This window comes from Microbacterium sp. NPDC055599 (assembly GCF_053618975.1).
In genome coordinates, this window is sequence record NZ_JBSHIM010000012.1 from 52,245 (window position 1) to 66,145 (window position 13,901).

14 protein-coding genes are annotated in these 13,901 nt (G+C 70.1%); all 14 read left to right on the forward strand.

What is annotated here, in order from left to right:
* Positions 1–14 precede the first annotated feature (14 nt).
* The 14 genes from ACWGQ1_RS12875 to ACWGQ1_RS12940 all read left to right on the forward strand — a co-directional run bounded on the left by ACWGQ1_RS12875 (position 15) and on the right by ACWGQ1_RS12940 (position 13,855).
* Complete coding sequence (locus ACWGQ1_RS12875; RefSeq protein ID WP_136037288.1) at positions 15–1,427, forward strand: UDP-N-acetylmuramoyl-tripeptide--D-alanyl-D-alanine ligase; 1,413 nt, start codon at positions 15–17, stop codon at positions 1,425–1,427.
* Positions 1,424–2,530, forward strand: coding sequence for a phospho-N-acetylmuramoyl-pentapeptide-transferase (gene mraY, locus ACWGQ1_RS12880; protein ID WP_136031316.1), 1,107 nt, complete (start codon positions 1,424–1,426; stop codon positions 2,528–2,530). The genes ACWGQ1_RS12875 and mraY overlap by 4 nt, the downstream gene beginning before the upstream one ends.
* Positions 2,520–4,055, forward strand: coding sequence for a UDP-N-acetylmuramoyl-L-alanine--D-glutamate ligase (murD, locus tag ACWGQ1_RS12885; protein ID WP_452313085.1), 1,536 nt, complete (start codon positions 2,520–2,522; stop codon positions 4,053–4,055). Before mraY ends, murD begins: the two co-directional genes overlap by 11 nt.
* Complete coding sequence (ftsW, locus tag ACWGQ1_RS12890) at positions 4,024–5,229, forward strand: putative lipid II flippase FtsW (protein ID WP_136031320.1); 1,206 nt, start codon at positions 4,024–4,026, stop codon at positions 5,227–5,229. The genes murD and ftsW overlap by 32 nt, the downstream gene beginning before the upstream one ends.
* Positions 5,226–6,302 (forward strand): UDP-N-acetylglucosamine--N-acetylmuramyl-(pentapeptide) pyrophosphoryl-undecaprenol N-acetylglucosamine transferase, encoded by a 1,077-nt coding sequence (locus ACWGQ1_RS12895; RefSeq protein WP_136037290.1) that lies wholly within the window; start codon positions 5,226–5,228, stop codon positions 6,300–6,302. Before ftsW ends, ACWGQ1_RS12895 begins: the two co-directional genes overlap by 4 nt.
* Positions 6,303–6,344: 42 nt before the next feature.
* On the forward strand, positions 6,345–7,745 hold the full coding sequence (gene murC, locus ACWGQ1_RS12900) for a UDP-N-acetylmuramate--L-alanine ligase (protein ID WP_452313086.1): 1,401 nt from the start codon (positions 6,345–6,347) through the stop codon (positions 7,743–7,745).
* 3 nt (positions 7,746–7,748) lie between these two features.
* Positions 7,749–8,666 carry an FtsQ-type POTRA domain-containing protein gene (locus ACWGQ1_RS12905; RefSeq protein ID WP_136031326.1) on the forward strand — a complete coding sequence of 306 codons (918 nt, stop codon included), beginning with the start codon at positions 7,749–7,751 and terminating at the stop codon, positions 8,664–8,666.
* 161 nt (positions 8,667–8,827) lie between these two features.
* A complete protein-coding gene (gene ftsZ / locus ACWGQ1_RS12910) occupies positions 8,828–9,976 on the forward strand; it encodes a cell division protein FtsZ (protein WP_136031329.1) in 1,149 nt (382 codons plus the stop codon).
* Positions 9,977–9,984: 8 nt separating this feature from the next.
* On the forward strand, positions 9,985–10,680 hold the full coding sequence (locus ACWGQ1_RS12915; protein WP_136045642.1) for a YggS family pyridoxal phosphate-dependent enzyme: 696 nt from the start codon (positions 9,985–9,987) through the stop codon (positions 10,678–10,680).
* Between the two features lie 43 nt (positions 10,681–10,723).
* Positions 10,724–11,197, forward strand: a complete 474-nt coding sequence (locus tag ACWGQ1_RS12920; RefSeq protein ID WP_136031331.1) for a cell division protein SepF — start codon at positions 10,724–10,726, stop codon at positions 11,195–11,197.
* Positions 11,198–11,200: 3 nt separating this feature from the next.
* Positions 11,201–11,500 carry a YggT family protein gene (locus tag ACWGQ1_RS12925; RefSeq protein ID WP_136031333.1) on the forward strand — a complete coding sequence of 100 codons (300 nt, stop codon included), beginning with the start codon at positions 11,201–11,203 and terminating at the stop codon, positions 11,498–11,500.
* A gap of 181 nt (positions 11,501–11,681) precedes the next feature.
* A complete protein-coding gene (locus tag ACWGQ1_RS12930; protein ID WP_136031335.1) occupies positions 11,682–12,275 on the forward strand; it encodes a DivIVA domain-containing protein in 594 nt (197 codons plus the stop codon).
* Between the two features lie 96 nt (positions 12,276–12,371).
* Positions 12,372–12,932 (forward strand): signal peptidase II, encoded by a 561-nt coding sequence (gene lspA, locus ACWGQ1_RS12935; RefSeq protein ID WP_240744563.1) that lies wholly within the window; start codon positions 12,372–12,374, stop codon positions 12,930–12,932.
* A 2-nt stretch (positions 12,933–12,934) separates the two neighbouring features.
* Positions 12,935–13,855 carry an RluA family pseudouridine synthase gene (locus tag ACWGQ1_RS12940; protein WP_136031337.1) on the forward strand — a complete coding sequence of 307 codons (921 nt, stop codon included), beginning with the start codon at positions 12,935–12,937 and terminating at the stop codon, positions 13,853–13,855.
* The last annotated feature ends 46 nt before the right edge of the window (positions 13,856–13,901 follow it).

A 13,901-nucleotide genomic window follows, 5' to 3' on the forward strand; every position in this document is an offset into this window, starting at 1 on the left:
CGCATGGAGATGACATGATCGCCCTGACGCTCGCTGAGATCACCGCCGCTGTCGGCGGTGATCTGCGTGTGGCCGGAGAGCACACCCCCGAGACCGTCGTCGACGGCCTGGTCGACACCGACTCGCGCACCATGCGGCCGGGATCGATCTTCGTGGCGAAGCCCGGCGCGGAGACCGATGGACACCGTTTCGTCGGTGCGGCGGTTGAGGCCGGGGCCGTGCTCGCGATCGTGGAGCATCCGGTCGACGTGCCCGTCAGCCAGATCGTCGTCTCCGACGCCGTGGTCGCCCTCGGCGAGCTGGCGCGCGAGGTCGTGGGCCGCGTGCGCGCGGGTGGGGGGCTGCGTATCGTCGGCATCACCGGGTCCAACGGCAAGACCACGACCAAGAACTTCCTCGCACGCATCCTCGCCGACGAGGGGGAGACCGTCGCCCCGATCAACTCCTTCAACAACGAGGTCGGTGCCCCCGTCACGATGCTCCGCGTGACCCACGACACCCGGTACCTCGTGAGCGAGTTCGGGGCGGCCGGCCCGGGGAGCATCGCCCGCCTCGCCGGACTCGTCGAACCCGACCTCGTCGTCGTGCTCATGGTCGGACTCGCGCACGCGGGCGGCTTCGGCGGCATCGAGGCCACGGCCAAGGCGAAGTCCGAGCTCGTGTCGGCGGCGCGGGTTCCGGGCACCGCCGTGCTCAACGCGGACGACCCCCGGGTGTGGGCGATGCGCGAGCTCGCCGAGCACCGCGGCCTTCGCGTCGTCGGCTTCGGTCAGTCCGACGCGGCCGAGGTTCGCGCCCACGACATCGTCGTGTCCGCCTCCGGGACGACCTGCACGATCGAGGTCGCGGGGGAGCGCCGCCCGCTGCGGCTCCGCGTGCTCGGCGCTCACCACGTGACCAACGCGCTGGCCGCCCTCACCGCGGCCGTGCAGCTCGGCGTGGCTCCGGCCGACGCGATCGCCCGCCTGGAGACCGTCGAGATCGCCGAGCGCTGGCGCATGCAGCCGATGGGCAACGATCGCGTGCGCATCATCAACGACGCCTACAACGCGAGCCCCGACTCGATGGCCGCCGCTCTGCGCACGCTCGCGCAGATCACCGGCCCGGACGAGCGCACGGTCGCCGTCCTGGGGGCCATGAGTGAGCTGGGCGACAGCGCGGGCGAGGAGCACGACCGCATCGGCCTGCTCGCGGTGCGTCTCAACATCCGCCGCATCGTGGTGGTGGGCCCTGAGGCGCGCCGCCTCTACCTGGCCGCGGTCGGCGAAGGCTCCTGGGACAGCGAGGCCGTGCATCTGCCCGACCAGGATGCGGCGTTCGAGTACCTGCGCACGGAGCTGCGCGACGGCGACCGCGTGCTGGTGAAGTCATCCAACTCCGTGGGCCTGCGGCATCTCGGCGATCGTCTGGGAGAATTGTTCTCGTGAGGTCACTCATCATGGCGGCGGCGATCTCGCTCGCCTTCACCCTGTTCCTGACCCCCGTCTTCCTCCGGCTCTTCCGGAAGTGGGGCTGGGGGCAGGTCATCCGCACCCCCGAGTCCGTGCACAACCCCAGCCACGAGGCCAAGCGCGGAACACCGACCATGGGCGGCGTGATCTTCATCCTCGGCTCCATCGTCGGCTACTTCACGGGCGTCCTGGTGAGCGGGGAGACACCAGCGCTGTCCGCGATCCTGGTGATCTGGCTCATGGTGGGCTTCGGCGCGGTGGGCTTTATCGACGACTACATGAAGGTGCGCAGCCAGCGCAGCCTCGGCCTCTCCGGGTGGCGGAAGGTGATCGGCCAGCTCCTGGTCGTCATCCCGTTCGGCATCGTGGCGTTGAACTTCCCGAACCGCTGGGGTCAGACACCCGCGAGCGCTTCGATCTCGCTGTTCCGCGACATCACGTGGCTCAACCTCTTCGCCTTCGGTGTGGTCCTCGGCTGGATCCTGTACCTGGCGTGGATCGCGATCATCGGCGTGGCCACGTCCAACAGCGTCAACCTCACCGACGGCCTCGACGGGCTCGCGGCCGGTGCCGGCGTGCTCGTCGTCGGCGCCTACAGCGTGATCGCCTTCTGGCAGTTCAAGCAGCCCTGCATCGGCGGCGACCCCGGCGCGCTCGGCGGATGCTACGAGGTGCGCGACCCCTTCAACCTGGCGATCATCTCGGCCTCGTTCGCCGCGAGCCTCATCGGCTTCCTGTGGTGGAACGCCCCGAAGGCGAAGGTGTTCATGGGCGACGTGGGCTCGATGGCGATCGGCGGCGTCGTGACCGCGATGGCGATCCTGACGCGCACCGAGCTGCTGCTCCTCGTGATCGCGGGCGTCTTCGTCCTCTCGTCCGGCTCGGTCATCCTGCAGCGGGCGTACTTCAAGGTCACGCGCGGCAAGCGACTGTTCCTCATGAGCCCGTTCCACCACCACCTCGAGATGCGCGGCTGGTCGGAGGTCACGATCGTCGTGCGCATGTGGATCATCGCCGGCCTGCTCGCGGTCTCGGCGATCGGACTGTTCTACGTGGAGTGGCTGACCCGTGTCGGCTGAGCGTCTGGCCGGACTGACCAGCTGGAACGCGGACTGGTCGGGGCTGCGTGTCGCCGTGCTCGGACTGTCGATGACCGGCTTCTCGGTCGCGGACACCCTGGCGGAACTGGGCGCCGAAGTGCTCGTGCTCAGCGAGTCGGCGGACGAGGAGTACGCGCGCCTGCTGCCCGTGATCGGCGCGACCCTCGAGCTGGGGTCGCTCGCCGAGGTGCCGGAGGCCCTGCGCGCGTTCGAGCCGGAGGTGGTGATCGCGTCGCCGGGCTTCTCGCCGTCGCACCCCGTGATCCGCTGGGCGCAGGACGCCGGCATCGCGCTCTGGGGGGACGTCGAGCTCGCGTGGCGGGTGCGGGACAAGGTGCTCCGCGCCGACGGGACCCCGGCCGACTGGGTGCTCATCACCGGCACCAACGGCAAGACCACGACCACGCAGCTCACCGCGACGCTGCTGGTAGAGGGCGGCCTGCGTGCGGCCCCGTGCGGCAACATCGGGGTGCCCGTGCTCGACGCGGTGCGCGACCCGGCCGGCTTCGACGTGCTCGTGGTGGAGCTGTCGAGTCATCAGCTCTGGTACCTCGGGCTGTCGCAGCCGGAGGGGGAGCTGTTCCCGTACTCCGCCGTATGTCTGAACCTCGCCGACGATCACCTCGTGTGGCACGGCAGCGCGGAGGCCTACCGCGACGCGAAGGCCCTGGTGTATCGCAACACGCGCGTGGCCTGCGTCTACAACAAGGCCGACGTGGCCACGCGCCGCATGGTCGAGGAGGCCGAGGTCGTCGATGGCGCCCGCGCTATCGGCTTCGACCTGGGCATCCCCGGCCCGAGCGACCTCGGCGTGGTGGAGGGGCTGCTCGTCGACCGGGCATTCCTCGACGACCGCGCCCGCAGCGCCCTCGAGCTCACCACCGTCGCCGAGCTCGAGTCCGCTGGACTCTCGGCGCCGCACATCGTGCAGAACATCCTCGCCGCCAGCGCACTCGCCCGGTCGCTCGGCGTCGAGCCGGAGGCGATCCACTCGGCCCTGCAGGGCTTCCACCTCGACGCTCACCGCATCCAGGTGGTCGCGCGCCACGCCGGCATCACCTGGGTCGACGACTCCAAGGCGACGAACCCGCACGCGGCAGCCTCCTCGCTGCGGGCGTACCCCGGAGCGGTGTGGGTCGTTGGCGGTGATCTGAAGGGTGTGGACATCTCCGAGCTCGTGGCCGATGCCGGGGCGTCCGCCCGCGCGGCGGTCGTGATCGGTGTGGAGCGCGGCGATGTCGTGGCGGCATTCGGGCGACACGCGCCGGCGGTGCCGGTGTTCGAGGTCGACGCTGGCGACACTGGACAGGTCATGAACCGCGTGGTGGAGATCGCCGCGGGGATCGTCGAAGACGGGGGCACCGTGCTGTTGGCCCCGGCCGCGGCGTCCTTCGACCAGTTCTCCGGCTATGCGGAACGTGGCCGCCGCTTCGCCGAGGCGGTACGTGAGTGGATCGAGCGGGGGAGCGCCGATGACGCAGGTGGCTCGCCCTCCGCGCTCTGAGTCGGGCGGCCTCGCGGCCCGGGTGTCTCTGGGGCGCCGGTTCACGCCGGTGTCGACCGAGTTCCTCCTGATCGCGTCGACCGCGCTGCTCCTCACGATCTTCGGCCTGGTGATGGTGCTGTCGGCCACCAGCGCGACCGCCGTCGCGAACGACCAGAACCCGATGGACGGCGTGCTGCGCCAGGGCGTCTTCGCCCTGCTGGGCATCCCGCTGATGTTCCTCATCAGCCGTCTGCCGATCGCCTTCCTGAAGCGCATGGCCTGGCCCGCGCTGTTCGGGGCGGTTGCCCTGCAGCTGCTGGTGTTCACGCCTCTGGGCATCGCGGACGGCGGCAACCGGAACTGGATCCAGATCGCCGGGTTCCAGATGCAGCCGTCCGAGTTCCTCAAGCTCGCGCTGGCCCTGTGGATCGCCGCGGTGCTACTGCGCAAGCAGACCATGCTGGGCACCTGGCACCACGTGTTCATCCCGGTCGTGCCGGTGGGCGCTCTCGCGATCGGGACCGTGCTGGCGGGCAAAGACCTGGGCACCGCGATGGTGATGGTCCTGATCCTGCTCGGCTGTCTGTTCTTCTCGGGCGTCAAGCTCCGGCTCTTCATCATCCCGATGATCCTCGGCGTGGTCGCGGTGCTCGCGTACGCACTGTCCAGCGAGGATCGGATGCGGCGCATCACCGCGACGTGCGACGACATGGCGCTCTACTACACCGACTGCTACCAGTCGATCCATGGCATCTGGGGCATGGCCTCTGGCGGCATCTTCGGGCTCGGCCTGGGCAACTCGCAGGAGAAGTACGGCTGGCTGCCCGCCGCGGGCAACGACTTCATCTTCGCGATCGTCGGCGAGGAGCTCGGCCTGATCGGCTGCATCGTGGTGCTGGCGCTGTTCACGTTCTTCACGGTCGGCGCGTTCCACATCATCCGCAAGACGCCGGACCCCTTCATCCGGGTCGCCGCGGGCGGCATCACGGTGTGGATCGTGGGCCAGGCGGTGCTGAACATCGGTGTGGTGATCGGTGTCTTCCCCGTGATGGGCGTGCCGCTGCCGTTCATGTCGCAGGGCGGGACGGCGCTGTTCGCGGTGCTCGTGGCCTGCGGTGTGCTGCTCGCCTTCGCCCGGACGATCCCCGTCTCTGAGAAGCAGTCAGGTGCGCGGGGTAGGGTCGCTCGGTGACCTCGTATCTTCTCGCCGGCGGTGGCACCGCCGGCCATGTCAACCCGCTGCTCGCGGTCGCCGATGCGTTGCGCGAGCGTGACCCCGAGGCCACGGTCCTGGTGCTCGGGACGGCCGAAGGCCTGGAGTCGCGGCTGGTGCCGGAGCGCGGGTACGAGCTGCTGATCGTCGACAAGGTGCCGTTCCCGCGGCGTCCGAACGCGCAGGCAGCGGCGTTTCCCGGTCGCTTCCGTCGTGCGATCGCTCAGGTGCGTCAGCACATCCGCCGTCACCGCATCGACGTGGTGGTCGGCTTCGGCGGGTATGCCTCGGCTCCCGCGTACGTGGCGGCGCGCCGCGAACGGGTGCCGTTCGTGGTGCACGAGGCGAACGCCAAGCCGGGTCTCGCGAATGTGCTCGGCGCCCGGGCTGCCGCAGGGGTGGGCGTCGCGTTCGAGGGCACACCGCTTCGCCGTGGCGAGGTCGTCGGCATGCCGCTGCGACGTGAGGTGATCGCGCTCGACCGTGCCGCGACGCGTGCCGAGGCGGCGGAGCACTTCGGCCTCGACCCCGCACGACCCGTCCTGCTCGTGTTCGGCGGTTCCCTCGGAGCCCAGCGGCTGAACGACGCGATCGCCGATTCCTGGCGCGACATCCTCGACGCCGGGTGGCAGCTGCTGCACGTGACGGGGGAGCGCAGCGACCTCGAGGATCCCCGCGTGCCTGGCTATACGATGCGCCGCTACGTGGACCGCATGGACCTCGCGTTCGCGCTGGCCGATCTGATCGTGTCGCGGTCGGGTTCGGCCACCGTGAGCGAGGTCAGTGCTCTGGGCATTCCCGCGCTCTACGTCCCGTACTCGGTGGGCAACGGCGAGCAGCGGCTCAACGCCGGCTCGGCGGTGGCAGCGGGAGCAGCCGAGCTGCTCGACGACGCCACCTTCGACGGCGACGCGGTGCGGCGGCTCGTCGTGCCCCTGCTCGGCGATCCCGAGCGTATCGCGCGCATGGCGGCGGCCGCGGAGAACGTCGGTACCAGGAACGGTACGGAGAACGTGATCCAGCTGATCGACCGTGCCCTCGGTGCGGCGTGACTCCGGCGTCCCGACCGGAACGAAAAGTAGACTGAAGCGGACATGATCAGACCCGACCTCTCCCTCCCCCTTCCCGAGACGATCACCTCCGCGCACTTCATCGGCATCGGCGGCTCCGGCATGAGCGGGCTCGCCAAGATGTTCCTCGACGCCGGCATCCGGGTGTCCGGAAGCGACCGCGCCGACAGTGACAACCTGCGTGCCCTGGCCGCCGCGGGCGCGACCGTGCACGTCGGTCACGACGCCGCGCACCTGGGCGACGCCGACACCGTGGTGCACACCGGTGCCATCTGGCCGGAGAACCCGGAGTTCGTGACGGCGAAGGAGCGCGGTCTCCACGTCATCCACCGCTCGCAGGCGCTGCACTGGCTGATCGGATCGCGACGTCTGGTGTCGGTCGCGGGGGCCCACGGCAAGACCACCTCGACCGGGATGATCGTGACCGCGCTGCGCGAGCTCGGGGCGGAACCGCACTTCGTCAACGGCGGCGTGATCGAGCAGCTCGGAGTGTCCAGCGCCACGGGAAGCGGTGACCTGTTCGTGATCGAGGCCGACGAGTCGGACGGCACGTTCCTGCTGTACGACACCGCGGTCGCGCTCATCACGAACGTCGACCCCGATCACCTGGACCACTACGGGTCGGACGAGGCCTTCCACGACGCGTTCGTGCGGTTCGCCGACGCGGCCTCGGAAGCCGTCGTGATCTCCAGCGACGACCCCGGTGCGCTGCGGGTCGGGGCGGGGCTGTCCCACCCCCACGTGCTCACGTTCGGTGAGGCGGAGGACGCGGATGTGCGCCTGACCGACATCGTCACGGACGGACCGGTCGCGGCGACTCTGGTGTACGCGGGGGAGCAGGTGCGCATGCAGCTCGCCGTCCCTGGGGCCCACAACGCGATCAATGCGACCGGTGCCGTCGCGGTGCTCGTCGCGCTCGGCTTTCCGTTCGCCGAGGCGGTGCACGCGATGGAGGGCTTCGCGGGGACCGTGCGTCGGCTCGAACGCCACGGGGAAGAGCGCGGCGTCACGGTGTACGACGACTACTCGCATCACCCGACCGAGGTCAGGGCGGCGCTGGAGGCGATGCGCACTCTCGCCGGCGACGGCCGACTGATCGCGATCCAGCAGCCGCACACGTACTCCCGCACGCAGCACATGTATCAGGAGTTCGCCGATGTGCTCGAGCGCCTGGCCGACCACACCGTGATGCTCGACGTCTACGGCGCCAGGGAGGATCCGGTTCCCGGTGTCACCGGTGAACTCGTGAGCGGTGCGTTCCACGACCCCTCGCGCGTGCACTTCGTGGCGGACTGGCAGCAGGCCGCCGACTACACGGCCTCGGTCGCGCGCGCGGGCGACGTGGTCGTCACGCTCGGCTGCGGCAACGTTTACCAGATCATCCCGCAGGTGCTGGAGTCGCTGCGTCGGACCGACGGGGCGTAGCGCATGCGCCGGCCCGCACCGCTTCCGAGCGCTCCGGATGCCCCGGAGCAGGCGCCCGCCGCGCCGGAACGGACTGCGCGTGCGCGTCGCCGTGATCCGGAGCCGCCGATCCCGCTCGTCGACGAGCCTGCGGGCGAGGCCGTGCAGGATGACGACGCGGAGCGTCCCACGTCGACGAGGGAGGTGTGGCGGGCGGCTCGCGCTCGTCGCAAGGCGCTGCGCGCGGAGATCCGCCGCTTCACGCAGCGGTCACGTCGGCGCCGGATCGTCTGGCTCAGCAGCCTGGGTGCCCTCGTGCTGCTGGTGGGCGGGAGCGTCGCGGCGGCGTACAGCCCGCTGTTCGCGGTCGAGCGGATCACGGTCGCGGGGGCGACGACGATCGATCCTGCCGTGATCGAGGCGGCGCTGAGCGACCAGGTCGGCACCCCCCTCGCGCTCGTGGACACGAGTGAGGTGAAGGCCGCTCTCCTGGCGTTCCCGCTGATCGAGACGTACTCCCTGGAGGCGCGCCCTCCGCACGACCTGACCGTGCGCATCGTCGAGCGGACGCCCATCGGGGTGATCTCGTCGTCGGCGGGCTACACGCTGGTGGATGCGGCGGGTGTGGCGCTGTCAACGACGGCGGAGCAGCCCGCGGGTCAGCCGCTCGTGGAGACCGAGGGCGGGGTGGATTCGGCCGCGTTCCGCAGCGCCGGCCTGGTGGTGCGTGCACTGCCGGAGGGGATCCGCACGGCGCTGACGGAGGTGAGGGCGTCGACCGCGGACGATGTGACGCTCACCCTCAGCACCGGCCTCACGGTCGTGTGGGGGAGTTCGGAGGAGTCGGGTTTGAAGGCGCTCGCGCTGTCGGCGGCGCTCACCGCGAACCCCGAGGCGTCGTCGATCGATGTGACCTCGCCGGACGTCGCGGTCGTCGGCTGACGGCTTTCGGCGGGAATGGGGCGACACGCCCGTGTCGCTGCGCGCGCGCGGCCGGGCGGCGCTTACCTTCGATCTGAGAGAACGCAATACCGGGAAATACTTTACACCTCTAGTTGAGGTTTAAGGTTCCCATCCAAGGCTCGACTAATCGGAGGCCGGCCATGAGCCAGAACCAGAACTACCTCGCCGTGATCAAGGTCGTCGGCGTCGGCGGTGGCGGCGTCAACGCCGTCAACCGCATGATCGAGCTCGGGCTCCGCGGAGTCGAGTTCATCGCCGTGAACACCGATGCGCAGGCGCTGCTCATGAGCGACGCCGACGTCAAGCTCGACGTCGGCCGCGAGCTCACGCGCGGTCTCGGGGCGGGTGCCGACCCGGAGGTCGGTCGCCGTGCTGCGGAAGACCACGCGGAGGAGATCGAGCAGGCGCTGACCGGCGCCGACATGGTGTTCGTCACCGCCGGAGAGGGCGGTGGCACCGGAACCGGTGGCGCGCCCGTCGTCGCCCGCATCGCCAAGTCGATCGGCGCCCTGACGATCGGTGTCGTCACCAAGCCGTTCTCGTTCGAGGGTCGCCGCCGCCAGAGCCAGGCGGAGGCCGGCGTCGCCAAGCTCAAGGAAGAGGTCGACACCCTCATCGTGGTGCCCAACGACCGCCTCCTGGAGATCAGCGACCGCGGCATCTCGATGATCGAGGCCTTCGCGACCGCCGACCAGGTGCTCCTCGCCGGTGTCCAGGGCATCACGGACCTCATCACCACCCCCGGTCTGATCAACCTCGACTTCGCCGACGTCAAGTCGGTCATGCAGGGTGCGGGATCCGCGCTCATGGGCATCGGGTCGGCGCGCGGCGCCGACCGGGCCATCAAGGCCGCCGAGCTCGCGGTCGAGTCTCCGCTGCTGGAAGCCTCGATCGAGGGTGCGCACGGCGTGCTCCTCTCGATCCAGGGTGGCTCGAACCTGGGCATCTTCGAGATCCATGACGCCGCGGACCTGGTGAAGGAGGCCGCGCACCCGGAGGCGAACATCATCTTCGGTACCGTCATCGACGACACGCTCGGCGACGAGGTGCGCGTCACGGTCATCGCCGCGGGCTTCGACGGCGGGGAGCCGTCGCTGCGCCTGGACCCGATGGTCGTCTCCCGGCCGTCCACCGCATCGCTGCCGGAGGTCGCCCTCTCGGACGAGGCCGAGAAGCCCGCGGAGACGCCCGCCACCGAGTCGGCCCCGGCACCGCAGCGCACGCCGGCCACCAGCATCGAGCCGGCATTCGCCGACGACGACATCGACATCCCCGAATTCCTGAAGTGACGGCTCCGATGGGTGCTCCGGCGCCATCGGAGCTCGCGGCGCGGCTGTCGGCGATCGACGAACGGATCGCCGACGCCGCGCGCGCGGCCGGTCGCGCACCGGAGGAGATCACCCGGATCGTCGTGACGAAGTTCCACCCGGCGGCTCTCGTGCGCGAGCTGCACGCCCTCGGCGTCTCGGCGGTGGGGGAGAACCGCCAGCAGGAGCTGACCGCGAAGGCCACGGAGCTCGCCGACCTCGACCTGCAGTGGCACTTCATCGGCCAGGGGCAGACCAACAAGGCGGGGGCCATCCGGCGCAGCGCCGACGTGGTGCACTCCGTCGACCGCGACCGCTTCGCCGACGCGTTGCATCGAGCGGCCGACGGCGACGATGTGCTCGACGTGCTCGTGCAGATCAATCTGACCGACGACCCGGGTCGCGGCGGTGTCGCACCCGACGCGGCGACCGCTCTGGCCGAGCACGTGCTGTCGCTGCCGTCGCTGCGGCTGCGCGGCGTCATGGCCGTCGCGCCGCTGGACGAGGAGCCCGCCTCCGCGTTCGCGCGGCTCCGGGGCATCGCCGACGGCATCCGCACGATCGAGCCGACGGCCACGTGGATCTCGGCCGGTATGACCGGCGACTTCGTCGAAGCCATCGCCGCCGGCGCGACACACCTGCGCATCGGTTCCGCAATCACGGGACCGCGCCCCGACCGGGGTTAACCTGTGACAAGACCAGCCCGAGACGTTCGAACCGGAGGACACGATGGGTAACCCGCTGAAGAAGACCATGGTGTATCTCGGCCTCGCCGACGAGGAAGAGGTCTACGAGGAGGAGACGCAGGCACCCGCCCGCGCCCACCGTGAGCGTGAGCGCGAGCGCGAGGAGCCGACCCCGGCCCCCGTCACGCCCCTCCGTCGTCCCGTCGCCGTCCGTCAGCCCGCAGCAGGAGCCGTGAACGAGATCCTCACCGTCCACCCGAAGCAGTACCGCGATGCGCAGCTCATCGCGGAGAACTTCCGCGAGGGCGTCCCGGTCATCATCAACCTCTCCCAGATGAGCGACGCCGACGCGCGTCGCCTCATCGACTTCGCGAGCGGTCTCTCCCTCGGCCTGTACGGCCGTATCGAGCGCGTCACCTCCAAGGTGTTCCTGCTCTCGCCGGAGAACATCGCGGTGTCCGGGCACGGGGGAATCGCGCACGCGGACGCCGAGTCCGCGGGCTTCGACCACTCCTAACCCGTGCAGCTGGTCTCGGTCCTCGCCAGCATCGTCCACCTGGTGCTGCTGCTGTACATCTTCGTGCTCTTCGCGCGGCTCATCCTGGACTACATCCCCCTGTTCAACCGGGAGTGGCGTCCGAAGGGATTCGGCCTCGTCGCCGCGGAGGCCGTCTACACGGTCACCGATCCGCCGATCCGGTTCTTCCGGCGGATCATCCCGCCGCTGCGCATCGGGCAGCTGTCGCTCGATTTCGGGTTCGCGCTCACCCTGCTGGTGGTGCTGATCCTGATGAACATCGTCCGGCTCTTCATCCGCTGACGCCGTGGCGTGTCGCGCCTCAGGGCGCCGGTGAGTTCGCCGAGCCTGGGTGTCGCGGCGTCGCGAGGCCAAGGCTCGGGGGCTATGCTGGCACCCAGGTGCGCGCCCCGGGTTCGCGCCACATCACGAACACGCCATACATCGGTACTGGCAATCGAACTCATCGAAAGAGGAGCCACCCATGGCACTTACCCCGGATGACGTCGTCACCAAGCAGTTCCAGCACGTCCGCTTCAAGGACGGCTTCGACCCGGACGAGGTCGACGACTTCCTCGACGAGATCGTCATCGAGTGGCGCAAGGCCCTCGAGGAGAATGCCGAGCTGAAGGCCAAGCTGGCCGCGTACGAGTCCGGTGCCGCGCCCGCCGCCGCCGAGACCCCCGCCCCGAAGCCGGTGGCCGCGCCCGCCGCCGAGGCCACGCCCGCCGAGCCCGCTCCGACCGGTTCTGCCACGGCGACCGCCGGGATCATCGAGCTCGCCCAGCGTCTGCACGACGAGCACGTCGCCGAGGGTGAGGCCAAGCGCAACGCGCTCATCGCGGAGGCGGAGACCGAGGTCGCTCGCATCCGCACCGAGGCCGAGGCCAAGCAGCGGGAGGAGTCGGCGCGTCTGGAGCGCGAGCGCAACACGCTCGAGGCCCGCATTACCGAGCTCCGCAACTTCGAGCGCGACTACCGTGCTCAGCTGCGCGGCTACATCGAGGGTCAGCTCCGCGACCTCGACGAGAAGTCGGCTTCCACGGACTCCACGCCCGTCTCCGCGATCGGCCTGTAAGGCGTCGCGTTGACAGGACGTCGTCCCCTTCGTCGGTCGGCGGCCGGCGCGCTCGTTGCGATTCTCGCAGCGGTCGTGCTGGCCGCCGATCAGTTTGTGAAGTACCTCACCATCGAGCACCTTCCGCTGCACGAGGTCGTCCCCGTGCTCGGGGAGTTCCTGCAGCTGTATTACATCCGCAACCCCGGAGCGGCGTTCTCGCTCGGGTCCGAGGTCACGTGGATCTTCACGATCGCCCTCGCGGTCGTCGCGGGAGTGATCGTCTGGAAGGCCTTCGGCCTGAGGTCCCGGTTGTGGGCCGTCGTCCTCGGCTGCCTGCTCGGCGGTGTGCTCGGCAACCTCAGCGACCGGCTGTTCCGCGAGCCCGGGTTCCCGGTCGGCCACGTGGTCGACATGATCTCCATGCCGTGGATGATGCCCGCGATCTTCAACGTCGCCGACATCTTCATCGTCACCGGCATGATCTCGGTGGCACTGCTGGTGGTGTTCGGCCTGCGCTTCGACGGCACCCGCGAGCGCGACCACGCGCCGGTGGAGACCGATGAGGACGCAGAGGCCGTCGCGGCCGAGCACGAGGCTGCGGTGAGTGAGAGCGACCGTGTCGTCGACGGACGCGCGTCGGCCGAGGCGGGGTCGTCGTCTCCCGAGGAGCGCTGAGCGTGGAGTCGCGCTCTCTCCCCGTCCCGGACGGGCTCGACGGCACGCGCGTCGACGCGGCCCTCGCGAAGCTGCTCGGCTTCTCGCGGACGTTCGCGGCGGAGGTCGCGGCGAGCGGCGGTGTGCGGCAGGACGGCGCGACGCTCGACAAGTCGGACCGTCTGCACGGCGGGGCCTGGCTCGAGGTGGAGTGGCAGCCCAGGGAGGCGCCGAGGATCGAGCCGATCGCGGTGCCCGAGCTGGGCATCGTGTATGACGACGACGACATCGTGGTGGTCGACAAGCCCACCGGGGTCGCCGCCCATCCCTCGCTGGGCTGGGAAGGGCCCACGGTCGTCGGGGCTCTGGCCGCCGCGGGTTTCCGGATCGCCACGAGCGGGGCTCCGGAACGGCAGGGCGTGGTGCATCGGCTCGATGTGGGCACGAGCGGGCTCATGGTCGTCGCCAAGAGCGAGAGCGCGTACACCGCGCTCAAGCGCGCGTTCAAGGAGCGGACGGTCGAGAAGATCTATCACGCGGTCGTCCAGGGACACCCCGACCCGCTCGTCGGCACGATCGACGCGCCCATCGGGCGCCACCCGAATCACTCGTGGAAGTTCGCGGTCGTGCCGGACGGCAAGCCATCGGTCACGCACTACGAGACGCTCGAGGCGTTTCCCGGAGCCTCGCTGCTGGAGATCCACCTGGAGACCGGGCGCACGCATCAGATCCGCGTGCACATGGCCGCGCATCGTCACCCCTGCGTCGGGGACCCGCTGTACGGCGCCGACCCCACGCTGTCCGCACGGCTCGGGTTGACGCGACAGTGGCTGCACGCCCACCAGCTCGCGTTCGCGCACCCGACCACCGGCGAGTGGGTGCAGTTCGAGTCGCCGTACCCGGCGGACTTCCGGCACGCGCTGGACGTGCTGCGCGGGGAGTAGCGGCTGTCCCGGGGTGCCGCGCGCGCGGTGTCGGTGGTGTGCGCCA